Below are 25,115 nucleotides of genomic sequence, written 5' to 3' on the forward strand. Positions count from 1 at the left end.
CGGGGTCCCCGAATCACGGGCGCGCGACGGCCATGCGCACAACCAACGGGCAATTGCCGAAACGCCCGATCGGGCTAAAATTTGCCTCTTGCGGCATGGCGGCCGAAGGCTTCATTTCAAGCGGTCGTCATTCGATTTCGGCTATACGTGTCGAGCATACCGACCAGGACTGAAGGCCTTACGCGGGGTTAGTACATGCCGTCCGGCAGCGCAGACATTTCCTCGATCCTCGACCGCATTCTGGATGCGGCGACGGACAACCTCAGGATCGCAAAGATCCTGGTCCAGATGGGCCTCGATCCCAACAACGTCACCTACGACGCGATCTTCAACCGCCTGCTGGAGATCTTTGTCCAAAACATCACGCTGGCCAATCTGTTCGCCGCGGTCGGCGCCGGCTTCTTCGTCGCCACCCTCCTGATGCGGACGATGGTGCCGCTGCGCGTCGCCAACATGGTCGGCTGTGCGTTCTTCGCCGTTTTCGGCGCGCTCTCGGCCAACGTCTCGACCTTCCTCCTCTATCTGCTGCTGCTTCCGATCAACGCCCTGCGCCTGCGGCAGATGCTCAAGCTGGTCAAGAAGGCGCGCCATGCGGCCGAAGGCGACATGTCGATCGAGTGGCTCAAGCCGTTCATGACCGAGCGCAAATATCGCAGTGGCGATACGCTCTTCAAACTGGGCGATCCCGCCAAGGAGATGCTCCTCACGGTCACCGGCAAGTTCCTGGTCAAGGAGATCAATGTCGAGATCGGGCCCGGAGCTCTCATGGGAGAGCTCGGCTTCCTCACGCCGGACAACCGGCGCACCGGAACGATCGAATGCATCGAGGACGGACAGGTGCTGACGATCACCTATGACCGTTTGCTCGAGATCTATTTTCAGGACCCGCAGTTCGGCTATTACTTCCTCGTGCTGACCAGCCAGCGCCTGCTGCAAAACATCGACCGCTTGCAGAAGCAGCTGGCGAGCGAGCGGGCGGCCACCACGAACCGGATCGCGTGAAGAACCGGGCGGCTGCGGCTCAGCTCAGCAGCAGCGCCATTCCCGGATCGCCCTTCTCCATCGCGCGCCGGTAGGCCGGGCGGGCACCGACGCGGCCGAGATATTTGATCACATTCGGGCAGCGCGACAGATCATAGGGCTGGAAATAGCGCATCGTGGTGAGCGAGAAGCCCATCATGATGTCGGCGGTGGTGAAGGTGTCGCCCGCCAGATATTCGGCGTCGCGAACACGTGCATCGACCAGGTCGAAGGCGCGGTCGGTGCGCCCTCTGCTCGCGGTCAGCATCGGATTGTCCTCGGCGAGCTTGAGCCGGTTCAGGATCATCAGCCGGCCCATGCCGGCCTGCAGCGTCCCGTTGGCGAAGTGAAACCAGTACAGGAACTGGGCGAAATCAGGATGATCAGGGCGGAGCGCAAGGCGCCCATCGCCGTATTTGGCCATGATGTAATCGACGATGGCGCCGGACTCGGCGAGCACGAGGTCACCGTCGGTGATCACGGGCGCGCTCCCGATCGGATGCAGCGCCTTGTAGTCCGGCGGCGCCAGCATGGTGACGGAATCGCGCGCGTAGCGCTTCAGTTCGTAGGGAAGTCCCAGTTCCTCGCAGAGCCAGACGATGCGCTCGGATTGCGACTTGCCGAGATGATGGACGGTGAGCATGGCGTCTCCTGCGACCGTGAGTTGGACCTGCCGTGACGCCGCATCCTAACCGTCATTGCGAGCGCAGCACCATAAGCGCGTTCACGCGCGTCTTCGACGCGCTATGGTGATGCGCTGCAGAGCCGGGGCCCATGTTGCGGTCGGTACCGTGGCCTCCTGGGTCCCGGCGCAGCAGCGTTGCACGCTGCAGCGCGTCCGGGACACGAGCCCTACCCCGCCTCGTCCGCCACCATCCGCGCCACGACGCGGTCGCGGCGGATGAAGTGGTGCCAGAGGGCAGCGACCACGTGAATCGCGATCAGCGCGAGCAGCACATAGGCAAAGAGGATGTGGCGGTCCTCGTAGGCGCCCGCCGCCGCACGGTCGGGAGAGGTGAATTGCGGCACGTGAAACAGGCCGAAGAAGTCGGAATAATCAGGCGTACGCGCGCCGGAATGCGCCCACCCCAGCATCGCGACCAGGATGACCACGAGATAGAGCGCGCCGTGGCTGACATGGGCCGCGATCTTCTGCCAGCGCGAGGTTTCAGGCGGCATCGCGGGCGTCGGGTTGACGGCGCGCCAGACCAGGCGCAGCACGGTCAGCAGCAGGATCACATAGCCGATATCGGCGTGGATCGAGCGGTAAAAGAAGCGGTCGGGACGCGCCGGGATGTGGTTCATCCACCAGCCGAAGCCGATCATGCCGAGGATGGCCAGCGCCAAAATCCAGTGCAGCCACCGGGAAACGCTGCCCCAGCCGTTACTGGTATTTCTGATCATGTCGGCTCTCCGGAGGTTTGCGGATATGTCCCCATCCGCAGCGCAGCTGCTGATAGCGGGAACTTGCGGTAACCGTGAAATTGAATCGTTCCAAATTGGTACCAATCGGGCCCCGCCGCAAAACCGCCCCAAAAACCGAATGGTAACCATGGTGCCCTTAAGGTAGCGACGTGACCTATTCTGCGACGATCCTGGTGTTCGATTCCGGCCTTGGCGGGCTCACGGTGCTCCGCGAGGTCGTTGCCGCGCGCCCGGACGCGCATTACGTCTATGTCGCCGACGATGCCTTCTTCCCCTATGGCCACCACAGCGAGGACGAGATCATCGCCCGCGTCGTGCCGCTGATGGGCGAACTGATTGGCACGCACGATCCTGACCTCGTCGTCATCGCCTGCAACACGGCGTCCACCCTGGTCCTATCTCACTTGCGCGCCGCTTATTCCCTGCCCTTCGTCGGCACCGTGCCGGCGATCAAGCCCGCCTGCGCGCAGTCGAAGACCCGCCGCGTCTCGGTGCTCGGCACCAAGGGCACGGTGAAGCGCGAATACACCAAGGCACTGATCCGCGATTTCGCGCTAGGTTGCGAGGTGACATTGGTCGGCTCGCCCGAGCTCGCCTCGCTGGCAGAAGCCGCGCTCAGCGGCCATCCGATCAGCGACGGCGACATCCTCGCCGAACTCACCCCCTGCTTCGTCGGTGATCCCGCGGACGCGACATCGCGCACCGACACCGTGGTGCTCGCCTGCACGCATTATCCGCTGCTGCTCGACCGGATGAAGACGCTCGCACCCTGGCCGGTCGAATGGATCGACCCCGCGCCCGCCATCGCCCGCCGCGTCTCCGACCTGCTCGGCGCGCAAATCGGCGGTATCGCGCAGTCCGGCGCCGAGATGATCTTCACCTCGAACCGCGTGCATGGCCTTTCGGCCACGCTGACGCCGTTCTTCGGCGGCCGCGCACTGGCCTGACCTTGCGCCTCGACGGCGCGCTGCTAGGCTTCGCCGTCGCCATCCTCGCAGGTTCATCCCCATGTCGGTCCCCGTAACGCCGCTCAACCGTCTCCGCCAATTGTGGAGCGAGGGGCGCGCCGCCTTTGGCGCCATCGCGACGATCCCGAGTGTGCAGACCGTGCAGATCATGGCGCGCTCGCTCGACTGGATCATCGTCGATCTCGAGCATGGCCCGATTGGCTTGACCGAAGCGCATGCGATGATCGCGGCCACCACAGGCACGCCATGCACGCCCCTGGTGCGGATCGCGGCGAACGAGCCGTGGCTTGCGAAAGCGCCGATGGACATCGGCGCCTTCGGCATCAATTTCCCGATGATCACCAATCGCGCCGAAGCCGAGAAGGCGGTGCGCAGCGTGCGCTATCCGCCCCGCGGCGATCGTCTCTGGGGTCCGTTCCACGCGCCGTTCCGCTGGGGCCAGTCGATGCCGGACTACATGGCCGGCGCCGACGACGAGATGATCTGCATGATCACCATCGAACATGTCGAGGCCGTCAATCGCATCGACGAGATCATGGCGACGCCGGGCATCGACGTCGCGGTGATCGGCCCCGGCGATCTCGCGACGTCCATCAACAAGCGCGGGCAGATGGACGATCCGGAATTGCTGGAGCTGGTCGCCCGCGCCGAGGCCGGCATCCTCAAAAGCGGCGTGCCGATCGGCGGCGTGGCCCGCACCGCAGACCAGGCCAACGCGCTCATCGACCGCGGCTATCGCGCGATCGCGCTGGGCTTCGACTGGTCGCTGTTCCAGCGCGGCATCATGGCGGCGTTCGAGGGGATCAAGCGCTGAACGAGCCGATCGCGGCCTTGCCGGGAACTGCGGCGCTGCTAGGGTCGGCGGTTCCAGGGAGGAAGAACCATGCTCAAAAAGACTTTGCTCGCTCTCGCCTTTACCAGCCTTGCCCTTGCAGCCTTCGCCCAGCAGACCGGCATCAAGCGGACCCCACTCCAGAAGGTCGAATATCCAGACGGTTACAACACCATCACCGCCATCGCGGAGGTCCCGGCGGGAGGCGCGGCCGGACGCCATACCCATCCTGGGGTCGAAACCGGCTACGTGCTCGAAGGCGAGCTGAATCTCCTCATCGACGGCCAGCCGGAGAAAACCCTGAAAGCCGGGGATTCCTACCAGATCCCGGCAGGCGTCGTGCACGACGCCAAGGCTCATGGCGACAAGGCCATGAAAGTGCTTGGAGTTTACATCGTCGACAAGACCAAGCCGCTGGCTTCGCCGGCGCCCTGATGCGGCGAACCGACCAGCCCCAGGCGGGTTGGTTCGTGCTAGAGCACGCGGCGAGCTGGCCACCTGCTCGCCGCACATATTTTAATCCGCAGGAACCGAAAGACCGATGCGCGGGACGCCCAAGACCATTTCGCTGCCGCGCCGCATGATTTGCGACCTCATGCGGGCGTCGATGGACGTGCCGTTCGTCTCGCTCTCCCGCCCCCTCAATATCCGCCCCCTGCTGGAGGCGCGTGCCGGAGCGATGGCGGCCGCCGGCTGGGCCGCGATGTTCGTCAAGGCCTTTGCCCTGGTCGCCAGGGACGAGCCGGTCCTGCGCACCGTCTACGCCAAATGGCCCTGGCCGTCGCTCTACGAGCTGCCCAATAGCGTGGCGTCGGTGGCGATCGCCCGGGTCCAAGACGGCGAGGAATGCGTGATGCCGCAGCGAATCGCGGCTCCCGAAGCCATGGCGCTGGCCGCGGTGGACGCCGAAATCCGGCGTGCCAAGACGGCCCCGGTCGAAGACGTTCCCATGTTCCGCAAGGTCATGCGAGCCACCCGCCTGCCGCTGCCGCTGCGGCGGCTGTGCTGGGCGGTCGGGCTGAATTTCGGCCGACAGCGCGGCAACTGGTTCGGCAGCTTCGCGGTGAGCTCGGTAGCCGCCTATGGCGGTGGCGAGCTCCATCCCATCACGCCGGGCCCGTTCATCGTCAGCTATGGGGTGGTCGAGCCCGACCAGACCATCCATGTCGTGATCCGCTGGGACCACCGGGTGACCGACGCCGCCCCCATTGCCCGGGTCCTGACCCGGCTGGAACAGGCCCTGAACACTGAAATCGCTGCCGAATTGCGCGCGGCCGGGCCCAAGCCGATCCGGGCGGTCCGGACATGATTTCGGGGCTATTCGCATTGACAGAACGGCCCAAACTCACCTAAAAGCCGCCTGCTCGCGGGCCGATTTCGGCCCGCGAAGCGTTTCGCGACCCGTGGTCCTCTCCCTTCAGCTTTGGGGATCGGACCTGTCGGTGCCGGGCCCAGCCCGTCACACAGGAGGGCGCGTTTCCTCAAACCATGTACCTGAAGAGGACGCGATGACTAAGCGCAGTGAGGCGAAGTACAAGATCGATCGCCGTATGGGCCAGAACATCTGGGGCCGCCCGAAGAGCCCCGTCAACCGCCGCGAGTACGGCCCCGGCCAGCACGGCCAGCGCCGCAAGGGCAAGCTCTCCGACTTCGGCGTGCAGCTGCGCGCCAAGCAGAAGCTGAAGGGCTACTACGCCAACATTTCCGAGCGCCAGTTCCACGGCATCTATGTCGAGGCGAGCCGCCTCAAGGGTGACACCGGCGAGAACCTGATCGGCCTCCTGGAGCGTCGTCTCGACGCGGTCGTGTACCGCGCCAAGTTCGTCTCCACGATCTTCGCCGCGCGCCAGTTCATCAACCACGGCCACATCAAGGTGAACGGCCGCAAGGTGAACATCTCGAGCTACCAGCTCAAGGTCGGCGACGTGATCGAGGTCAAGGAAGCCTCCAAGCAGCTCGCCCACGTGCTCGAAGCGAGCCAGCTCCCCGAGCGCGACACCCCCGATTATCTCGAAGTCGACCACGGCAAGATGACCGCCAAGTACGTGCGCATCCCCGGCCTCTCGGACGTGCCGTTCCCGGTGCAGATGGAGCCGCATCTGGTCGTCGAATTCTATTCGCGCTAAGATCTGAATATCGAAAGGCCCCGGTTCGCCGGGGCCTTTTTGCTTAAGAGCCACACTTGAGTGGCCGCACTGCTTGAGGAGCCTTCGTATGCTCTACACCCCTCCCCCGATCGATCCCAAGGCGCCGCCGGTGCGCATCAATCTGCTTTCGGACACGCAGACCAAGCCGACGGCTGCGATGCGCGAGGCGATGGCGCGCGCCGAGGTTGGCGACGAACAGGTCGGCGACGATCCGACCGTGAACGCGCTGTGCGAGCGCGTTGCCGCGCTGCTCGGCAAGGAAGCCGCGGTCTACATGCCCTCAGGCACGATGTGCAACGTCACCGCGACGCTGGTGCATTGCCGTCCTGGCGACGAGATCCTCGCCCACGAGAGCGCACATATCATCGCCCGCGAAGGCGGCGCGCATGCCGCGATCGGCGGCTTCCAGGTCACCCAGCTCAAGGGACCCGACGGCCAGTTCACGCCGGAGACCTTTCGCAAGGCACTGCATCCGCGCACGCGCTACCAGCCGCCGCAGACCGTCGTCAGCGTCGAGCAGACCGCCAATATCGGCGGCGGCACGATCTGGAAAAAGGCAGCGCTCGACGAGATCGTTGCGATCGCCAAGCAGCACGGCCTCGTCACCCACATGGACGGTGCGCGCCTGCTCAACGCCACGGTCGCAAGCGGCATCTCCCCGCGCGACATGACCGCGGGGTGGGATTCGGCCTGGATCGATTTCTCGAAGGGCCTGGGCGCGCCGATCGGCGGCGTGCTCGCGGGCACCCGCGCCTTCATCGATGCGGTGTGGCAGTGGAAGCAGCGCCTCGGCGGCTCGATGCGGCAGGCCGGCGTCTGCGCGGCCGCCTGCATCTACGCACTCGACCATCACGTCGATCGCCTGGCCGACGACCACGCCAATGCGCGCGCGCTCGCCCGCGGGCTGTCGCAGATCGCAGGCGTCGAGGTGCAGGAGCCCGAGACCAATCTCGTGTTCTTCAAGCCTGATGGCGCCGGAATTGCCGGTGACAAGATGGTCGCCGCACTTCGCCAGCGCGGCGTGACGCTCGCGATGATGGACGGCCGCATCCGCGCCTGCACCCATCTCGACGTCAATGCGGCCCAGGTCGAGGAAACGATCGGGTACGTCAGAGAGATCGTGCGCGGGGCGTAAGTCCGTAGCCCGGATGGAGCGCAGCGAAATCCGGGCTCCTCGCCTCGCGGAAAGATTTTCCCGGATTGCGCTTCGCTCCATCCGGGCTACGAAGGCGGCTGGCTACCGCCCCATCGCCTGATAGATCAGCGTCTTCAGCGCGAGCTGAATCCGGCCGCGCTGCGACGGGGTCTGCACCATGAAGATCCCGAACAGATCGTCTTCGGGATCGATGAAGAAGAAGGTGCCGCCGACGCCGTCCCAGCGATATTCGCCAAGCGGCCACGATGTCCCTGATGGCACCGATGTGCGCACGGCGAAACCGAGGCCGAAGCCGGAGCTTCCGCCCGGATAGTAATTCTGATCGCGCGCGATCTTCGTCTCGGGGCCGATATGATCCGACGCCATCAGCGCGATGGTCTCCGGCTTGAGATAGCGCCGGCCTTCATAGCTGCCGCCGTTGAGCAGCATCTGCGAGAAGCGCGCGTAGTCACCGACCGTACCGACAAGGCCGCCGCCGCCCGACTCCCACCTCAGCGGTTTCCTGGGATCGCGGACCTGCGTCATCGGGCTAATCGCGCGATCCTGCGGCATCGGCTCGGCGATGCGCGGCCACTTGGCAGGATCGGCGACATAGTATGCGGTGTCCGTCATCCCGAGCGGATCGAGCAGCCGCTCCTTCTCGAACGCGAACAGCGATTTCCCCGATATGACCTCCACGATGCGGCCGAGCACGTCCGTGGAGTGGCCATAGTCCCAGTTCGTGCCGGGCTGTTCGGCGAGCGGAAGCGTGGTGATCTTCGCGACGAGTTCGGCGTTGGTCAAAGCCTTGTTGTCGAAGAGACCGGCGTCGGCATAGACCTTGTTCACCAAGCCCCCGCCATAATAACCGTAGGGCAGCCCGGCAGTGTGGCGCATCAAATCCTTGATCGTCACGGCGCGACTGAGCGGCTCCAGCACCAGCGCAACCTTGCCGTCCTCGGCCTTCGTCTCGACACCGACCTTCATCTCGCCAAAGGCCGGAATGTACTTTGCGACGGGATCGTCGAGCGAGAGCTTGCCCTCCTCGACCAGCATCATCGCCATGACTGTCGTAACCGGCTTCGACATCGAATAGAGCCGGAAGATCGTGTCCGCGCTCATCGAGATCTCGGTGGCGACATCGCGGACGCCGAAATTCTCGTAATAGACCGGCTTGCCGTGCTGCTGGAGCAGCAGGATCGCGCCCGGAAAGGTACCGGCCGCGACCTCGCTCCTGATGTAGTCGGAAACCTTTGCCAGGCCTTCTGGCGAGAAAGTGTGGGCGCGCCCCTCGGAGCCCGCTTGCGCACCACCTGCACCGACCAAAAGAACGAGCGCCGCAATCAGCGCGCGGCGCCCGAACATCTCACTTCTCCATGGCTTCATAGACCAACTGCTTCAATGTCCGCTGCACGCGCTGGCGCTCGGTCGGGGTTTGCTCCAGCAGCACGAAGAACATGTCCTGCTTGGGGTCGATGACGAAATAGCAACCGGAGGCGCCGTCCCACTTCAATTCACCGAGATCGCCGGGCGGCGGTGGCTTGGCGTTGCCGGGATCGGTGCGGACCGCAAGTCCAAGGCCGAAGCCGAAGCCGTCGCCGGGGAAATAGAAATAGTCGCGACTGACCCCCGAGGTCGGGCCGATCTGATCGGTCACCATCAGCTTGAATGTCTCGGGCTTGAGGATGGTCTTGCCGTCGAGGCTGCCGCCATTGAGCAGCATCTGCGCGAAGCGTTCATAGTCCGCCATGGTCGTCACCATGCCGCCGCTGGCGAATTGGATTTTTTTGACAACCGTCGGATCGTTGATTCGGCCGACGCGAAAATCGGCGTCATTCGGCACCGGCTGGGCCAGGAGCTTTTGCTTCTCGGGGGCGGTGACGAAGAAGCCGGTGTCGACCATGCCGAGCGGATCGAGCAGCTTCTCCCGCTCGATCTCGAGCAACGGCTTGCCGGTTGCGACCTCCATGACTCGCGCCAGAATGTCGGTGGAATGGCCGTATTGCCACAGCGCGCCCGGCTGGTTGTGCAGCGGCAGTTTTGCGATGCGCTCGGCGAACTCGGCGAGGTCGAAATCGCCGGCATAGATATTGGCCTCGCGATAGGCCTTGCGGACCGGGCTGTCGCCATAGAAGCCATAGGTGACGCCCGAGGTGTGCGTCATCAGATCGTGCACCGTCATCGGCCGGTTCGGCGGCACCAGCTCGAGCGACTTGGTGCCGTCGTCGGCCTTCTTCTCGACGCCGACCTTCACATTGGCGAAGGACGGAATGTATTTCGAGACGGGATCATCCAGCTTGATCTTGCCGTCTTCGATCAACTGCACCGCGACGACGGAGGTGATCGCCTTGCTCATCGAGAACAGGCGGAAGATGGTCTTGTCCGTGATCGGCGCCTTGCTCACCACGTCCTGCACGCCGAAGGCTTCGTGGTAGACCGGCTTGCCGTGCTGCTTGATCAACACGGTGGCACCGGCGATCTTGCCGGTCGCGACCTCGTTCCTGAAGAACTCGCCGACCTTGGCGAGCTTCTCCTGATTGAAATGCGCGCCGGCCGGGATCTCGTAGGTGCCCTCGGCGCGCGCGAGCGACATCGCACCCAGCGACACCAGCGCGCCGCAAACGAACGCACGCAGTCCGAAATGTGAATTCATATTCCCTCCCCGGAACGTGGCCGAGCGGAGTGTACTGACCGCGTCATCGGGCACAAGGGCTGCCGTACCGCGCCAGAACGTCCGTGTGGAGCGCGGCGCTTGTCTCCGAGAAACAACAGAATATGACGTGCGCGACCAGCGGCGCAGCCGGCAGGGCTTCAATGGTCGTGTGGACCGCAATCTTCGCGGCCTGATCGGCCGGAAAACGATATACCCCGGTCGAGATCGCGGAGAAGGCTAGAGAGTTCAGTCTATTGGCCTGGGAGAGCTCAAGCGCACGGCGATAACAGGAGCGCAGCGAATCCGCCTCGCCGCGGCTGCCGCCGTGCCAGACGGGGCCGACTGCGTGGATCACATGTCGCGCTGGCAGACGGTAGCCCTTCGTGATCTTGGCATCGCCGGTCGGACATCCCCCGAGCGTCCGGCACTCGGCCAGAAGCTCGGGACCGGCAGCGTCGTGGATTGCGCCATCAACGCCGCCTCCGCCCAGGAGAGACGAATTTGCGGCGTTGACGATGGCGTCAACGCCGAGTGTCGTGATGTCAGCTACGATAACCTCAAGCTCGGCGCCGCCGATGCGGCGCGTCAGCTGGGTCACCCGATCAAGCCGCGACGGCGACGCCCTTCTCGGAGAAGAGCTGCTGCAGTTCGCCGGCCTGGAACATCTCGCGGACGATGTCGCATCCGCCGACGAACTCGCCCTTCACATAGAGCTGCGGAATGGTCGGCCAGTTCGAGTATTCCTTGATGCCGTTACGCAGTTCGGCGGATTCGAGGACGTTGAGGCCCTTATAACCAACGCCGATGTGGTCGAGGATCTGGACGACCTGGCCGGAGAAACCGCACTGCGGAAATTGCGGCGTACCCTTCATGAACAGAACCACGTCGTTCGACTTCACTTCGTTGGCGATGAATTCCTCGATGCTCATATCCATGTCCTTCCGGGGCGGAGCCCTCAACGATTCCCTCGGGCCGGCCCAGCCGATTTAACCCGATACCTGCCTATATATGTAGCCCAAACCGTTGTGCATCCAAAGTAAAATGGCGGCGAACACCCCCTGGGCGGCCGGTCCAGGCCACGCCGGCCCATTGCATGATGCCACGAATATCATCGCCGGGGAGGACTTTCATACCGTAACGGAGCCCTTATCTAGGACGAACCTCGGTTTTGGAACCGGGCAACGCCAACAACGTTCTCTTGTCCTGTCTGGAGAAAAACGTGACGAAACAAGCCTCCGCTACGGCCACCCCGCCGCTTTCGTCACCGTCGGCCGACCCGCGCGGCCTCGCCCAGGGGCTGGAAGAGGCGTTTCTTGCCGTCCGCAACGAGACCGAGCGCCGGGCCGCGCCGCTGTCGCCGGAGGACCAGCAGATTCAATCCATGCCGGATGCGAGCCCCACGAAATGGCATCGGGCCCATACCACCTGGTTCTGGGAGCAATTCCTGCTCGGCGAGCACTGTCCCGGCTACCGGCCCTTCCACCCTGATTTCGCTTTCCTGTTCAATTCCTATTACGTCAGCGCCGGCCCGCGTCATTCCCGCAATCACCGCGGCGACATCACCCGTCCGAGCGCCGATCAGGTCGGCGCCTATCGAGCATATGTCGATGCGGCCGTCGTCAAATTCTTCCGCGAGGTCGGCGCGGACAAGCTTCGCGAGGTCGCGCCACTGGTCGAGGTCGGGCTCAATCATGAGCAGCAGCATCAGGAATTGATGTTCACCGACATCCTGCATGCCTTCGCGCAGAATCCGATCCCGCCGGCCTATGATCCGGACTGGCGCTTCCCGGCTTCGACACGCGCGGGGGAGGATTGGCTGACGTTGAACGAGGGTATCCACACCGTCGGGCATGTCGACGACAGTTTTCATTTCGATAACGAGAAGCCGGCGCATCGGGCCCTCGTCGGTCCGGTCAGGGTCGCACGCAATCTCGTCACCAATGCCGAGTGGCTCGCCTTCATGCGCGACGGTGGCTACCGGACCGCAACGCTGTGGCTGATGGACGGCTTTGCCACCGTCAACAACGAAGGCTGGGACGCCCCCGGCCATTGGCGCGACATCGACGGCCAGTGGCAGATGATGACGCTCGCCGGCCTCAAGCCGGTCGATCCGGACGCGCCGGTCTGCCACGTCAGCTATTACGAGGCCGATGCGTTTGCGCGCTGGGCCGGAAAGCATCTGCCGACGGAGATGGAATGGGAGGTTGCTGCGCGTGCCGGCCAGCTCAACGACGCCTTCGGCATCGTCTGGCAGTGGACGCGTTCTTCATATTCGCCCTACCCCGGCTACCGCGCCATCGAAGGCGCGCTCGGGGAGTACAACGGCAAGTTCATGATCAACCAACTGGTGCTGCGCGGCTCCTCGCTTGCAACTCCCGAGGGCCACAGCCGTATTACCTATCGCAACTTCTTTTATCCGCACCATCGCTGGCAGTTCACGGGACTGCGGCTCGCCGACTACGAATAAAAAATCATCCGACGACAAACACGCGCCGGACAGCGCGTTCAGGAGAGTATCATGAATGTGCACGCCAGCGCTTTGGCCGAAGCCCATCTCCCCGACGAGCAGACCACCGCCTTCGCCCGCGAGGCCATCGAGGACCTGTCGCAGCAGCCGAAAAAGCTGTCGCCGAAATATTTCTACGATGCGACCGGATCGGAACTGTTCGAGGCGATCACGCGCCTGCCGGAATATTATCCGACCCGCACCGAGCTTGCGATCCTGAAGGAGCGTGGCAGCGAGATCGCGAAGATCATTCCGCAGCATGCGGCGCTGGTCGAGTTCGGCGCCGGAGCAACCACGAAAGTCCGCCTGCTGCTCGATCACTGCAAGTTCGCGGCCTATGTGCCCGTCGACATCTCCGGCGACTTCCTGAAGGCGCAGGCCAACGGCCTGAAGCGGGACTTCCCGACGCTCGGCATCTATCCGGTGGCGGCCGACTTCACCACGCCGTTCGAGTTGCCCAAGGCAGTCGCATCGATGTCCAAGGTCGGCTTCTTCCCCGGCTCGACCATCGGAAATTTCGAGCCGCATGAGGCGCAGGCCTTCCTGAAGAGCGCCCGCAAGATCCTGGGCAAGGGCGCGCAGATGATGATCGGCGCCGACCTCGAGAAGGAAGAGCGCGTCCTCCACGACGCCTACAACGATGCCGCCGGCGTCACCGCCCGCTTCAACCTGAATGTGCTCGTGCGCATCAACCGTGAGCTCGGCGGCAATTTCGACCTGTCCTCCTTCACCCATCGCGCGATCTACAACCGCGAGCGGCACCGGATCGAGATGCATCTCATCAGCAAGAAGAGCCAGACCGTGCGCCTGCTCGGCACCAGCTTCTCGTTCCGCCCCGGCGAAAGCATCCACACCGAGAACAGCTACAAGTACAGCCTCGAGCGTTTTGCTGCGCTGGCGCAGAGCGCGGGCTGGCAGGTGCGCGAGAGCTGGACGGACGCGGCGAAGATGTTTTCGGTGCACGCGCTGGAGGCGGCGGAGTAAACGCTCCGGCGCCAGTGGCGCCGGGGCTCAATGCGCCTCGGCCTCTTCCGGAGAAGATCCCAGCGACACCGACTCCCAGACCGCGACCACGATCATGATCATGGTCGACGCGACCGACAGCCAGAGCGGCGAGAGATAGGCGGCGAACCACCACAGCACCAGTAGCAGGATGATGCCGATGCCGTGGGAGAGCTGGAGGAAGCCGCGGATCGCGTGCTTGAACAGGATGGTGCCGACCAGGAACACCAGGGGACCACCGACCGTGCTCACGATGGTCCTGATGTCGGAATGGCCGGTCGGATGCTTCAGCACCAGCTCGTCCGACACCGCGGTCAGGATGATGCCGGCGACGATCGGCGTGTGCAGATAGGTATAGGCGAGCCGCGCCAGCCGGCCGGATTCCGCGGACTTCGAGATACGCTCGGAACCGGCTTCCGCGCCCTTGTGGAAATAGATCCACCACATCGCGATGGCGCCGGTGAGCGCGGAGACGAACGCCAGGATGTTGTCTGCGGTCCACTCCAGTTCGGCGAAGGTGGCGCCGTTGACGACGACGGCTTCACCGAGCGCGATGATGATGAAGCCGGCGCAGCGCTCGGCCATGTGGCCGCCCTCGACGGCCCAGGCCTCGACCGACGAGAAGCCGAGCTTCGGGACCCAGAAGCGCACCGCGGGCGAGACGTATTCGATCGCGAGCGCCGCGATCCAGAACCACAGCCGCGCCTCGTCATGGGCGAGACCGCCGAGGATCCAGAAGATCGCGGAGCCGCAGAGCCAGACGAGAATGCGGATCGCGTTGTGCCGGACGGCCGTTCGATGGCGCGGGGTCGCGAACAGCCAGAAGGCGGTGCGTCCGACCTGCATGGTCGCGTAGGCGATCGCGAACCACAGGCCCCGCCCCTCGAACGCGGTCGGGATCGTGGTCGACAGCACGAGGCCGCCCAGCATCATCAGGAAGAGCAGGATGCGGACCGGGGTCAGCTCGGGATTGAGCCAGTTGGTGACCCAGGCGGTGTAGACCCATACCCACCACACCGCGAGGAACAGCACCGTGACGTGCACCGCACCAAGCGGGGTGAAATGGTGCAGCAGCGTGTGCGAGACCTGCGTGACGGCGAAGACGAAGACGAGGTCGAAGAACAGCTCGGCATTGGTGACGCGGCTGTGCTGGTTCGGAGCGATGACGCGAAACATCGCGCCGCGAGGATTGTCCGCAGCCATCGTCATCCCCCGTCACGCGATCAGATCAGGCCCCGGGTACCCCGGTTTGCAGCGCCAGCGCATGCAGCACGCCGCCCATCTGGCCTTGCAGAGACCGATAGACGATCTGGTGCTGCTGGACGCGGGACTTGCCGCGGAAGGATTCCGAGATCACCGTCGCGGCATAGTGGTCGCCATCGCCGGCGAGGTCACGGATCGTCACCTCGGCATCGGGGATCGCTGCCTTGATCATCGCCTCGATATCGTGGGCGTCCATGGGCATTCGGGTCTTGCTCCTGTCTCGGCTTCGAATCGCTTGCCGGGGTCCCCGGACCGGCAGGGCCAAACTTAGCGTGAACGGCCTTCTACGTCACGCATTCCGGCACTATATCCCTGATCCCATCCGGATAAAGGCACGACAAAGTGCCGCGCGCGGCAGATTGATCGAAAAGGCGTGAAATCATGAAGCTCCCAGGGCCCGACCACCCCATCACCATCACCCAAAATCCCCGGCGCGTCCGCGTCACGGCCGGCGACATCGTGATCGCCGAGACCAGCAAGGCACTGATCCTGAAGGAGGCCAAATATCCGGCGGTGCAATATGTACCGCGGGAGGACGCCAACATGGCGCTGCTCGAGCGCACCGACCGCACCACCCATTGCCCCTACAAAGGGGACGCGAGCTACTACAGCGTCAAGGCCGACGGCAAGACGCTCGACAACGCGATCTGGACCTACGAGACGCCCTTCCCCGCGATGACGGAGATTTCCGGCCATCTGGCTTTCTATCCGGACAAGGTGAAGATCGAAGAAGTGGGGTAGGCTCATCGCACCGGGGCGATCGCAGGTCGCTTCCTCCCGGTCGACACAAGGCCCAAGATGCCGCGCAAAGCAAGACTGATTGGGGTCTCGTTGCTGGGTGCGGCCGGCATCCTTATTGTGGTGGCCGTCGCCGGACTGGGTTTTCGCGCCTATCGCCAGCATCTTGCTGCCGAAACCCTCGCGATCCGCTCACCGAAGGGCGTGCAGGAGGGAGGCTTCGTCGATATCGGCGGCATCAAGCAATGGATTCAAATCCGCGGCGAGGATCGGGATAACCCGGTCCTGCTGTTCGTCCACGGTGGGCCCGGAGGCTCAACCTTGGCGATCTCTTCGGGCTGGCGCCCCTGGGAAAAGCATTTCACTATCGTGCAATGGGACCAGCGCGGCGCCGGGCGGACCTATGGCGCGGCAGGAGACGCGCTCGCGCCAACCATGACGCTCGAGCGGATGACACAGGACGGTGTCGAGCTGGCCGAGTATCTGCGAACCCATCTGCACAAGGACAAGATTGTCCTGGTCGGGCATTCCTGGGGCTCGTTCCTGGGCATTCACATCGTCAAGCAGCGCCCCGATCTGTTTTACGCCTATGTCGGCACAGGACAGGTGGTCGGCAGGGTGACGTTCGAGAAGCAATTCGAAATCACGATCGCGCATCTGCAAGCGTTGGCGCAGTCCGCTGGCAACAGCGAGGCCCAGGCGGAATTGGCGCCAATTGTCGCGCGGCCTCTGATCAATCCACAAAATCGACTGGTTGCGGACAAGTGGAGCAAAGCGCTGGGGCTACCCTCCATCGAGAGCGTCCAGTTGGCGGGTCCCATCCCGCCCCCGTTCATGCCGGATTTCTCGCTGCTGGACTGGCACAACTGGCGCAAAGGCATGGCCTTCTCCGCAAAATATCTGCGCGGACGAGAGGGCCCCATGTTCAAGCGCGACGTCGCTTCACTGGGACTCGCGTTTCCGATTCCGGTGATCTTCATCGAGGGCGACACGGACTACAACACACCGGCTGGGCCGGCCGAACAACTCTTCAATCAGATCACGGCCCCGCATAAGGAATTTGTCTGGGTACACGGCGGGAGCCATTTCATTCCATTCGAGCGTCCCAACGAGTTCCTGGCGGAGTTGGTCACCCACGTGAGACCGCTCGCAGGCAATTGAGGGCCGGAGGCCCGCTACGCCCTGAAGATCGTGAGCCCCAATATCAGCAGCACCAGGAAGATCACGACGAAGATATAGAACAGGAAGCGGGCGACATCGGCCGAAGCGGCCGAGAGGCCGGTGAAGCCGAGCACACCGGCCACGATCGAGACCAAGAGGAAGATCAGCGCCCATTTCAGGATCGTCATGGCCAACTCCGACTTGGATGCCGCATGCTTTGCGGCCCTCAACCCATTCGGGAACGCTAACTTCGCTGCACGGAACTGGTTCCTGAGGGCGTCGCCGGGCAAGGCGCGGCACAAACTGGGCTTGCTGAATCCGGTTCCCGGCGGCACAGTCCGGCCGGGGCAGGAGCGCAATCGGGGCGACCATGATGACGATGTCACATTCCGCGACGATCGGCGCCGAGGCGCACGTCGCGCCAAAGGCCAAGGCGCGCAATCTGGCGATTGATCGCGCCCGCACCTTCCTGACTCTGGTGGTGCTGCTGCATCACGCGGTGATCCCCTATACTTATTTCGGTCATACCGATCCGAAGTACTTCTTCGGCTTCGACATGATCGTGCTGGCCACCGACAGCTTCTTCATGGCAATGTTCTTCTTCCTGTCGGGACTGTTCGCCTGGTCTGGTATCGCCCGGAAGGGAGCGCTGAACTATTTGCAGGATCGCCTGCTTCGGCTCGCGCTGCCATTCGTGATCTGCGCCTTCACGGTCATTCCGCTCGCCTATTACGCCATCTCACTGCGGCACCATCCCGAGATCGGCTTTTCGGAGTACTATTGGAGTATGATCACGAAGGGCCCGTGGCCGAGCGGGCCAATTTGGTTCCTTTGGGTCTTGTTCGCCTTCGATCTGGTTGCCTGCCTGCTGCACCGGCTGTCGCCCAATCTGCTCGATCCGATCAATCGCCTCTCGCTGCACGGTCGCCGTCGGCCCGCCGTGTTCTTCGCGGTCATGCTTGCCGTCACCGCGGCGTTCTACATTCCCGGGCGGGTTCACTTCGGATCAAGCAGCTGGTTCGAGTTCGGGCCGTTCTCGGTCCAGCACGGGCGCGTGATGCTCTACGCGACCTACTTCTTTTTCGGTGCTGGCATCGGCGTTGCGCAAATGGATCGCGGGCTGCTCGCCGCAGACGGCCGTATGGCAAAGGTCAGCTGGGACTGGATGGTGCTGACGATCGTTCCGTATTGCCTCTTGTGGGTGCTGATCTTCATCAAGCGCGAAATACTGGGCAATCCGTCGCCGCTGCCGGACTGGTATGAAGCGCTCTATGCCATCTGCTTCACTGTCTTCAGCGTGGCCATCATGTTCCTGATCCTGGCCTTTTTCCAGAGGTTCAGGCAGTCAGGCTCAGCCAAGCTGCTCGATCCAATGCAGAGCGACGCGTACGGCATGTTCCTGGTGCACTATCCGATCGCACTGTGGCTGCAATACTGGCTGTTCGACTATGACCTGCCGGCGATCGTCAAGGCGACGATCGGGTTCGTGCTGACAGTCGCGTTCAGTTGGGCGCTAACGCGCGCCTTGCGCCAGATCCCCGGGGCAACGAAGGTGCTGTGACCCTGTAGCCCGGATGAACCGGGCTCGCGGAAGATTCCGCGAGCGTCGCATGTGTTGTAGATGCACGGCCTCCCGTCAGAGCGAGATCCGCAGCCCGGATGGAGCGCGGCGCAATCCGGGGTCTTGCCACAAGCGACATCGGTCCCGGATTACGCTGCCCTCCATCCGGGCTACGGGTCCGAGATACGGGTCCGAGATTGAGGCGGCGGCTTATGCCGCCTTCCCACCCATATATTCCGGCAGCCAGCGCTCGAACGACTTCCGCAAGCTATCGATCGACACCGGCGCCTCGCCCGCGATCGCGATCGCATCGCCGCCGGTGGTGCCGATGCGCACGCAGGGCACCTCGCAGCCGCGCATCTTGGCCAGCACGCGGCCGGCTTCCGCTTCCGGCACGGTGACGAGATAGCGCGCCTGGTCCTCGCCGAACCAATAGGCCTGCGGCACGAGCGCCGCCGGCGCCGCGAGCAGTCTTGCGCCGATGCCGCTGGCCATTGCCATCTCGGCGAGCGCGATCAGGAGGCCACCGTCGGAGAGATCGTGCACCGCGGTCGCGGTGCCCGCATGGATCATGCCGCGCACGCAGTCGCCGTTGCGCTTCTCGGCCGCGAGGTCGACCGGCGGCGGCGCGCCCTCCTCGCGACCGCAGATGTCGCGCAGGTAGACCGACTGGCCGAGCCAGCCGTGGGTTTCGCCGACCAGAAGGATCGCCTCGCCCTCGGCCTTGAAGGCCAGCGAAGCGGACTTTGTGAAATCGTCAAGCAGGCCGACGCCGCCGATCGAAGGTGTCGGCAGGATCGCGCGGCCGTTGGTCTCGTTGTAGAGCGAGACGTTGCCGGACACGACCGGGAAGTCCAGCGTGCGGCAGGCTTCCGAGATGCCCTTCAGGCAGCCGACAAACTGGCCCATGATCTCGGGCCGTTCAGGATTGCCGAAATTGAGATTGTCGGTGATCGCGAGCGGCTTGCCGCCGACCGCGGTGATGTTGCGCCAGGCTTCCGCCACCGCCTGCTTGCCGCCCTCGAACGGGTCGGCCTCGCAATAGCGCGGCGTGACGTCGACGGTCAGTGCCAGGCCCTTCGGCCCGTCCTGCACGCGCACCACGGCGGCATCGCCGCCGGGACGCTGCATGGTGTTGCCGAGGATGACGTGGTCGTACTGCTCCCAGACCCAGCGCTTGCTGCACATGTCGGGCGTGCCGATCAGCTTCTCCAGCGCGGCACCGACGCCCATCGGCGCCGGCACCTCGCGCGCATGCACGACCGGCAGCGCGGCGGACGGGACATGCGGGCGGTCATAGAGCGGCGCCTCGTCGCCGAGCTCCTTGATCGGGAGATCGGCCATGACGTCGCCGCCATGCTTGACCACGAAACGCTTGCTCGGCGTGGTGTAGCCGACCACGGCGAAGTCGAGGCCCCACTTCTTGAAGATCGCCTCGGCTTCCTTTTCCTTCTCGGGCTTGAGCACCATGAGCATGCGCTCCTGGCTTTCCGAGAGCATCATCTCGTAGGCGCTCATGCCGGTCTCGCGCGTCGGCACCGCGTCGAGATCGAGGTCGACGCCGAGGTCGCCCTTGGCGCCCATCTCGACGGCCGAGCAGGTCAGGCCGGCCGCGCCCATGTCCTGGATCGCGATGACGCAGCCCTTCTCCATGATCTCGAGGCAGGCCTCGAGCAGCAGTTTTTCGGCGAAGGGATCGCCGACCTGCACGGTGGGGCGCTTCTCCTCGGACTTGTCGTCGAACTCGGCCGAGGCCATCGAGGCGCCGTGGATACCGTCGCGGCCCGTCTTGGAGCCCAGATAGACGATCGGCATGTTCACGCCGGAGGCAGCCGCATAGAAGATCTTGTCGGCATCGGCGAGGCCGACCGCCATCGCGTTGACGAGGATGTTGCCGTCATAGCGGGTGTGGAAGCGCACCTGGCCGCCGACCGTCGGCACGCCGAAGGAATTGCCATAGCCGCCGACGCCGGCCACCACGCCGGAGACGAGATGCCGCGTCCTGGCATGCTCGGGCGCGCCGAAGCTCAGCGCATTGAGGCAGGCGATCGGACGCGCGCCCATGGTGAAGACGTCGCGCAGAATGCCGCCGACGCCGGTGGTCGCACCCTGGTAGGGCTCGATGTAGCTCGGGTGGTTGTGGCTCTCCATCTTGAAGACCACGGCCTGGCCGTCGCCGATGTCGATCACGCCGGCGTTCTCGCCGGGGCCCTGGATCACCCAGGGCGCCTTGGTCGGCAGGCCGCGCAGATGGATGCGCGAGGACTTGTACGAGCAGTGCTCGTTCCACATCGCCGAGAAGATGCCGAGTTCGGTAAAGGTCGGCTCCCGCCCGATCAGCTTCAGGATGCGCTCATACTCGTCGGGCTTGAGCCCGTGGGCGGCAACCAGTTCGGGGGTGATCTTGGGTTCATTCTTCATGGATTCGGGGCTTTCGGCGGCGTTTTGCCGTTCTTAGGAAGATCGGGGGCCTACGAAAAGCCCTTTATGGCGCATTTTCCCGCTGTCCCACGTTTTGCGGGCAGGCGGTCGGCGGGAACGGGAATTGCAAGGCGCTAACGGATCGGATTTAAGGACTAAAGACCCGTAATTGAAGGCCCATTTCCTTGCACGAATTGACCAAAGTCCCCTCCACCCGCCGCCCGGACCTGCACGTCGCCACCGATGGCGAGTTCACGGGCTGGCGGACCTGGATTCGCGACAGTTTTGAGAGCCATATCGGCCCGTTCTGGCACAAGATCGAGGACGACGGCAGCGTCCGCTCGGCGTTCCGGGTCGAAAAAAAGCACCTCAACGGCTCCGGAAACGTCCATGGCGGCTGCTTCATGGCGTTCGCCGACTATTGCCTGTTCGCGATCGCCACCCACGAGCTGGATGGCCCGGCGGTGACGACGAATTTCGCCTGTGATTTCCTCGACGCGGCCCGCGAGGGCGAGCTGGTCGAATGCGTCGGCGAAGTGTCCCGCGCCGGCGGCTCGCTGATCTTCCTGCGGGGCAAGCTGACCTCGGCCGGGCGGCCGCTGTTCACCTTCTCCGGGACGATCAAGCGGGTGAAGCGGAAGCCGGCACTCCAGCCAAACGCATAGCTCGACGCCTTCCCTTTTGGCGCCCGCTCGCCCAGACTTGCGACAAGCGCGCTGGCGCGGGGGAGCAGGAACAAGGTGCCGCAGAGCACATCGTCGGGCCGCACGGCGGCCGCCGCATCATCGTCGCCATCCATCATCGCCACCGGTGCGCGCAACTGGCGCGACTACGCGCTGCTGTTCGCGCTCGCCTGCTGCTGGAGCTCGACCTATCCGCTGGCGAAGCTCGCGCTTCCCACGATCCCGCCCATCACCTTCATCTCCGCGCGCTCGCTGATCGCGTTCGCCTTCCTGTCCGCGATCCTGTGGATGCGCGGCGTCAAACTGCCGACCGACGTGAAGGCCTGGAAGCTGTTTGCGACCCAGCAGCTGATCAATTCGACCTTCCCGTTCCTGGTCATCACCTGGTCGCAGCAATATGTCCCGGCCTCGAACACGGTGGTGCTGGCCTCGACGACGCCGATCTTCGCCTTCCTGATCACCTCGCTGATCACGCGGCATGAGCCGGCCACGCTGCTGAAGCTCGCGGGCGCAGTTCTCGGCCTCGCCGGCACCATCGCCATCGTCGGGCTGGACGCGCTGCGCGGCTTCGGCAGCGAGATCGTGGCGGAGATCGCGATCCTGCTCGCCACCATCTCCTTTGCCTGTGCGACCATCTTCGGCCTGCGGCTCTCCGAATACGACCCGATGGTGGTGGCGACTGGCTCGCTGCTGTTCGGCGGCCTCGTGCTGCTGCCGCCCGCGCTGATCATCGACCAGCCCTGGACGCTGCACCCGACGCCGACGGCGATCGTCGCCACCATCGTCATGGGCATCGTCTCCAGCGCGCTGGGGCTGATGCTGTTCTACGTCTGCCTCGGCCGGCTCGGCACGCTGACGACGAACGCACAAGGCTATCTGCGCATTCCGATCGGCGTCGGATTGTCCGTGCTGCTGCTTGGCGAGAGCGTGCCGTCGAACCTCGCGCTGGGACTGCTGCTGGTCATGGCCGGCGTCGCCGCCATGACGGTGCCGGCGGAACGGCTGAAGCTGCGCTAGCGCAGTACGGAGACCACGCAATACGCCAAAGCGCGATGACGATTCATCCGATGTCATCGCGCTTTGGTCGGGCGCGGGCCGAGCGCCTTTGTACCGATCAGGCAACCATGTTTGGTTGCCGGAAGGCCGCTTCCATCTCGCGGCGCACCCTCACGGCGAGACCATTGGGATCGTACTCCACGTCCTCCCATTTCAGGCGCTGACCTGGCGCGATATCGGTCTTGAGCTTGACATGGTGGGCGAGACCGAGCGGCAAATAGCCGTGCTTCAGTGAAGCGTCGGCAGGGGTCTGCTTGCCCCAGACGCAGAAGCCGCCCTCGCCGTCGAGCATCTCGCCGGCCTTCAGCTTGCGCTTGGCGGTCGCGACCACGTCCGAATTGAACACGATCGGCGCACCGGTCGGCTCCTTGCGCAGCGCCGCGGAGGCGACGGAGATGCCGAGCTCGAGCCCGATCATGTGGATCGGCCGGTACAGCGAGGCATATTTGCCGGTCTTGTCCGGCAGCATGCTGTATTCGCGGAAACATTCCTCGGAATAGGCGCTGTCGGCCTCGAACACGACATAGGTCCCCATCACGAGGCTCTGCGGGACATCGGTGCCGTCACGATAGACCGAGGACGTGACCTCGGTGACGCCCGACTTCTCCAGCATGCCGCCGTCGGATTTCGGCTTGCAGATTTCGGCGTGCTCGAACCGCGTCGCCGGCGGGAACGACAGGCCCTCGCTCTGCGCATGCAGCCCGGTCGCATTGCACACCGCCGTCATCTCGATGCCCGACTTGGTGCCGTCGACGAAAGAGTTGAACATCTTCGGGTTGATCGAGTTGCGATCCCTGATCTTCATGTATTTATCGAGGATGTCCCAGACCGTATCCGGCGTCGACTGGTGATAGGTCGGGTGGTAGCGCGTGCCCTTGCCGGCGGCGACGACCTTGAAGCCGGCCGCGCGGGCCCAATCGACGTGATCGGCGATCAGCGCCGGCTGGTCGCCCCAGGCGAGTGAATAGACGACGCCGGCCTGCTTCGCCTTGCGCGCCAGGATCGGGCCTGCGACTGCATCAGCCTCGACATTGACCATCACGATGTGCTTGCCGTTCTCGATCGCCTTCATCGCGAAGCGGATGCCTGCGCCGGGATCGCCGGTCGCCTCGATGATCACCTCGATCGCGGGATGGGTGATCAGGGCGTCCGCATTGTCGGTGACGATCGTGCGGCCGTGTTTCAGCGCATCGTCGATCGTAGCAGCCGCATATTGCTCCTCGGGCCAGCAGCCGAGCTTGAGCTGCGACCGGGCGCGGGCCGTGTTCAGGTCGGCGACACCGACGAGATGCATGCCGTCGGTCTGGCGCACCTGCGACAGGAACATCAGGCCGAATTTTCCGGCCCCGATCAGGCCGATGGTGATCGGTTTGCCGGCAGCTTTGCGCTCCAGCAGCATGCGATGGAGATTCATGGGATTTTTTCCTTGGCGTTCCTCTGACGACGGCTGTGTCCGCCGTTTCGCAGCAAACGTTAGGCAGCGGTGAATCCAAGGGCAATTCAGATTATCTGCCGCGACGATTTAGGCGCGCTAAATGATCCGCGCGCCTTGGCGCGCGCTCCAGGCGTCGCGTTCCCCGCGCAACCAGTCGAGGAAGGTGCGGGTCTTGCGGTGGCGCAGATGGCCGTGCGGACAGACGATCCACTGTGTGGTCAGCGCGACCTCCGGCGGGTTCTTCACGGGGCAAACCAGGCGACCGTCACGTAGTTCGCGCCAGGCCAGCAGCTCGCTCTCCAGCCCGATGCCGAGGCCGTCGACGGCAGCGTCGATCGCCATGTGGCTGCGGTCGAACAGCACGCGCTTCCAGCGTTCCGCAGGCTCGATGCCGGCCTCCGTGAACCAGCGCGGCCATTGCATCTGCGATTTCACCGAATGGATCAGCCGGTGCTCGAGCAGGTCCTGGGCTGCGAGGCTGCCCGCCGCAAAGGACGAAGGCGCACACAGCGGAAAGAACCGCTCCTTGCCGAGGCTTTCGACGAACAGGCCGGCCCAGCCGCCCTCGCCGTGGCGGATCTCCAAATCGACATTCTCCTTGCGGAAATCGGTCGGCTCATTGGTGCCGTCGAGCCGCAATTCGATGTCCGGATTGGCGTCGACGAAGCTGGCAAGCCGCGGCAGCAACCATTTGCTCGATACGCTCGGCGCGGCGCGCACCGTCAATGTGGTGGCCGAACGGATGCCGCGGACATGCTGCGTGACGTCGGTGACGTGCTCGATCTCGCGGCTGATCATCTCGAAATAGCGTTCGCCGGCCTCGGTCAGCGTGATGTTGCGCCCGACCCGCGAGGTCAGCGCCGTGCCGAGATGCAGCTCCAGCGCCTGAATCTGCTGGCTGACGGCCGACGGCGTCACCCGCAATTCATCCGCCGCACGGGAAATGCTGCCCGCGCGCGCCACCGCGTGGAAGACGATGATGGCGCGGAAGGGTATCTGCATCAGGAAACCTTTTAGGCCAGCTAAAGTGACGGCGAATATAATTCAATTGTCGTGCATGACCAGCGATCTAGGCTTCAACCTCAAGGCAACCCGCGACAGACGGGTGC

The 25,115-nt window shown here is 64.2% G+C and carries 26 protein-coding genes; 14 read left to right on the top strand and 12 right to left on the bottom strand.

The annotated features are described in order from the left end of the window. The first annotated feature begins 195 nt into the window (after positions 1-195). Complete coding sequence (locus AB7008_RS32645; protein ID WP_014494157.1) at positions 196-1,002, top strand: Crp/Fnr family transcriptional regulator; 807 nt, start codon at positions 196-198, stop codon at positions 1,000-1,002. A gap of 19 nt (positions 1,003-1,021) precedes the next feature. On the opposite strand, the gene AB7008_RS32650 is transcribed toward AB7008_RS32645, so the two are convergent. Continuing rightward, positions 1,022-1,663, bottom strand: coding sequence for a glutathione S-transferase family protein (locus AB7008_RS32650; protein WP_304490460.1), 642 nt, complete (start codon positions 1,661-1,663; stop codon positions 1,022-1,024). A 209-nt stretch (positions 1,664-1,872) separates the two neighbouring features. Further along, positions 1,873-2,424, bottom strand: coding sequence for a cytochrome b (locus AB7008_RS32655; protein WP_304490461.1), 552 nt, complete (start codon positions 2,422-2,424; stop codon positions 1,873-1,875). A gap of 170 nt (positions 2,425-2,594) precedes the next feature. Here AB7008_RS32655 and murI point away from each other — a divergent pair, with 170 nt between their 5' ends. From murI to AB7008_RS32685, 6 genes are all read left to right on the top strand, one after another. Continuing rightward, the gene (gene murI, locus AB7008_RS32660) at positions 2,595-3,392 is read left to right on the top strand and encodes a glutamate racemase (RefSeq protein ID WP_028158440.1); all 798 of its coding nucleotides are present in this window, start codon (positions 2,595-2,597) and stop codon (positions 3,390-3,392) included. 61 nt (positions 3,393-3,453) lie between these two features. Then, positions 3,454-4,227: an HpcH/HpaI aldolase family protein gene (locus tag AB7008_RS32665; protein ID WP_304490462.1), complete on the top strand. Its 774-nt coding sequence runs from the start codon at positions 3,454-3,456 to the stop codon at positions 4,225-4,227. 69 nt (positions 4,228-4,296) lie between these two features. Continuing rightward, positions 4,297-4,680, top strand: coding sequence for a cupin domain-containing protein (locus AB7008_RS32670; RefSeq protein ID WP_028158438.1), 384 nt, complete (start codon positions 4,297-4,299; stop codon positions 4,678-4,680). 106 nt (positions 4,681-4,786) lie between these two features. Next, positions 4,787-5,554, top strand: coding sequence for an acyltransferase (locus tag AB7008_RS32675; RefSeq protein ID WP_304490463.1), 768 nt, complete (start codon positions 4,787-4,789; stop codon positions 5,552-5,554). 199 nt (positions 5,555-5,753) lie between these two features. Beyond that, complete coding sequence (gene rpsD / locus AB7008_RS32680) at positions 5,754-6,371, top strand: 30S ribosomal protein S4 (RefSeq protein WP_014494148.1); 618 nt, start codon at positions 5,754-5,756, stop codon at positions 6,369-6,371. 88 nt (positions 6,372-6,459) lie between these two features. Next, positions 6,460-7,527 carry a threonine aldolase family protein gene (locus tag AB7008_RS32685; protein WP_028158436.1) on the top strand — a complete coding sequence of 356 codons (1,068 nt, stop codon included), beginning with the start codon at positions 6,460-6,462 and terminating at the stop codon, positions 7,525-7,527. Positions 7,528-7,629: 102 nt separating this feature from the next. On the opposite strand, the gene AB7008_RS32690 is transcribed toward AB7008_RS32685, so the two are convergent. From AB7008_RS32690 to grxD, 4 genes are read right to left on the bottom strand one after another with little or no spacing between them, the layout of a single operon-like run. Continuing rightward, positions 7,630-8,892, bottom strand: coding sequence for a serine hydrolase domain-containing protein (locus tag AB7008_RS32690; protein ID WP_304490464.1), 1,263 nt, complete (start codon positions 8,890-8,892; stop codon positions 7,630-7,632). A 1-nt stretch (position 8,893) separates the two neighbouring features. Beyond that, positions 8,894-10,180 carry a serine hydrolase domain-containing protein gene (locus AB7008_RS32695; RefSeq protein WP_441260122.1) on the bottom strand — a complete coding sequence of 429 codons (1,287 nt, stop codon included), beginning with the start codon at positions 10,178-10,180 and terminating at the stop codon, positions 8,894-8,896. A 43-nt stretch (positions 10,181-10,223) separates the two neighbouring features. Beyond that, a complete protein-coding gene (locus tag AB7008_RS32700; protein WP_304490465.1) occupies positions 10,224-10,778 on the bottom strand; it encodes an O-acetyl-ADP-ribose deacetylase in 555 nt (184 codons plus the stop codon). Between the two features lie 4 nt (positions 10,779-10,782). Next, positions 10,783-11,109 (bottom strand): Grx4 family monothiol glutaredoxin, encoded by a 327-nt coding sequence (grxD, locus tag AB7008_RS32705; RefSeq protein ID WP_014494143.1) that lies wholly within the window; start codon positions 11,107-11,109, stop codon positions 10,783-10,785. Between the two features lie 239 nt (positions 11,110-11,348). On the opposite strand from grxD, the gene egtB reads away from it, so the two are divergent. Both egtB and egtD read left to right on the top strand, forming a co-directional pair. Then, entirely contained in the window at positions 11,349-12,647 is a 1,299-nt protein-coding gene (egtB, locus tag AB7008_RS32710; RefSeq protein WP_304490466.1) for an ergothioneine biosynthesis protein EgtB, read from the top strand. 51 nt (positions 12,648-12,698) lie between these two features. Further along, positions 12,699-13,670 (top strand): L-histidine N(alpha)-methyltransferase, encoded by a 972-nt coding sequence (egtD, locus tag AB7008_RS32715; protein ID WP_304490467.1) that lies wholly within the window; start codon positions 12,699-12,701, stop codon positions 13,668-13,670. 27 nt (positions 13,671-13,697) lie between these two features. On the opposite strand, the gene AB7008_RS32720 is transcribed toward egtD, so the two are convergent. Next, on the bottom strand, positions 13,698-14,891 hold the full coding sequence (locus tag AB7008_RS32720) for a low temperature requirement protein A (protein ID WP_441260123.1): 1,194 nt from the start codon (positions 14,889-14,891) through the stop codon (positions 13,698-13,700). Between the two features lie 25 nt (positions 14,892-14,916). Continuing rightward, the gene (locus AB7008_RS32725; RefSeq protein WP_014494139.1) at positions 14,917-15,153 is read right to left on the bottom strand and encodes a BolA/IbaG family iron-sulfur metabolism protein; all 237 of its coding nucleotides are present in this window, start codon (positions 15,151-15,153) and stop codon (positions 14,917-14,919) included. A gap of 179 nt (positions 15,154-15,332) precedes the next feature. On the opposite strand from AB7008_RS32725, the gene AB7008_RS32730 reads away from it, so the two are divergent. Both AB7008_RS32730 and AB7008_RS32735 read left to right on the top strand, forming a co-directional pair. Beyond that, on the top strand, positions 15,333-15,692 hold the full coding sequence (locus AB7008_RS32730; RefSeq protein ID WP_028158429.1) for a DUF427 domain-containing protein: 360 nt from the start codon (positions 15,333-15,335) through the stop codon (positions 15,690-15,692). Positions 15,693-15,749: 57 nt separating this feature from the next. Continuing rightward, on the top strand, positions 15,750-16,850 hold the full coding sequence (locus tag AB7008_RS32735) for an alpha/beta fold hydrolase (protein ID WP_304490469.1): 1,101 nt from the start codon (positions 15,750-15,752) through the stop codon (positions 16,848-16,850). A gap of 14 nt (positions 16,851-16,864) precedes the next feature. Here the strand turns inward: AB7008_RS32735 and AB7008_RS32740 are convergent, their stop codons facing one another. Beyond that, positions 16,865-17,038, bottom strand: a complete 174-nt coding sequence (locus AB7008_RS32740; protein ID WP_028158427.1) for a DUF1328 domain-containing protein — start codon at positions 17,036-17,038, stop codon at positions 16,865-16,867. A 182-nt stretch (positions 17,039-17,220) separates the two neighbouring features. Between AB7008_RS32740 and AB7008_RS32745 the strand changes: the two genes are divergently transcribed. Beyond that, the gene (locus tag AB7008_RS32745) at positions 17,221-18,411 is read left to right on the top strand and encodes an acyltransferase family protein (RefSeq protein ID WP_304490470.1); all 1,191 of its coding nucleotides are present in this window, start codon (positions 17,221-17,223) and stop codon (positions 18,409-18,411) included. Positions 18,412-18,621: 210 nt separating this feature from the next. Here AB7008_RS32745 and purL read toward each other — a convergent pair whose 3' ends face one another. Beyond that, on the bottom strand, positions 18,622-20,832 hold the full coding sequence (gene purL / locus AB7008_RS32750) for a phosphoribosylformylglycinamidine synthase subunit PurL (protein WP_441260124.1): 2,211 nt from the start codon (positions 20,830-20,832) through the stop codon (positions 18,622-18,624). A 185-nt stretch (positions 20,833-21,017) separates the two neighbouring features. On the opposite strand from purL, the gene AB7008_RS32755 reads away from it, so the two are divergent. Continuing rightward, positions 21,018-21,497 (top strand): PaaI family thioesterase, encoded by a 480-nt coding sequence (locus AB7008_RS32755; protein ID WP_028147494.1) that lies wholly within the window; start codon positions 21,018-21,020, stop codon positions 21,495-21,497. Positions 21,498-21,572: 75 nt separating this feature from the next. After that, a complete protein-coding gene (locus AB7008_RS32760; protein WP_304490472.1) occupies positions 21,573-22,532 on the top strand; it encodes a DMT family transporter in 960 nt (319 codons plus the stop codon). A gap of 97 nt (positions 22,533-22,629) precedes the next feature. Here AB7008_RS32760 and AB7008_RS32765 read toward each other — a convergent pair whose 3' ends face one another. Together AB7008_RS32765 and AB7008_RS32770 are read right to left on the bottom strand one after the other, a co-directional pair. Next, positions 22,630-23,985: an NAD(P)H-dependent oxidoreductase gene (locus AB7008_RS32765; RefSeq protein WP_441260125.1), complete on the bottom strand. Its 1,356-nt coding sequence runs from the start codon at positions 23,983-23,985 to the stop codon at positions 22,630-22,632. A gap of 117 nt (positions 23,986-24,102) precedes the next feature. Then, entirely contained in the window at positions 24,103-25,008 is a 906-nt protein-coding gene (locus tag AB7008_RS32770; RefSeq protein ID WP_441260126.1) for a LysR substrate-binding domain-containing protein, read from the bottom strand. Between the last annotated feature and the right edge of the window lie 107 nt (positions 25,009-25,115).

The organism is Bradyrhizobium sp. 521_C7_N1_3 (assembly GCF_052075975.1).
Lineage (GTDB): Bacteria > Pseudomonadota > Alphaproteobacteria > Rhizobiales > Xanthobacteraceae > Bradyrhizobium > Bradyrhizobium japonicum.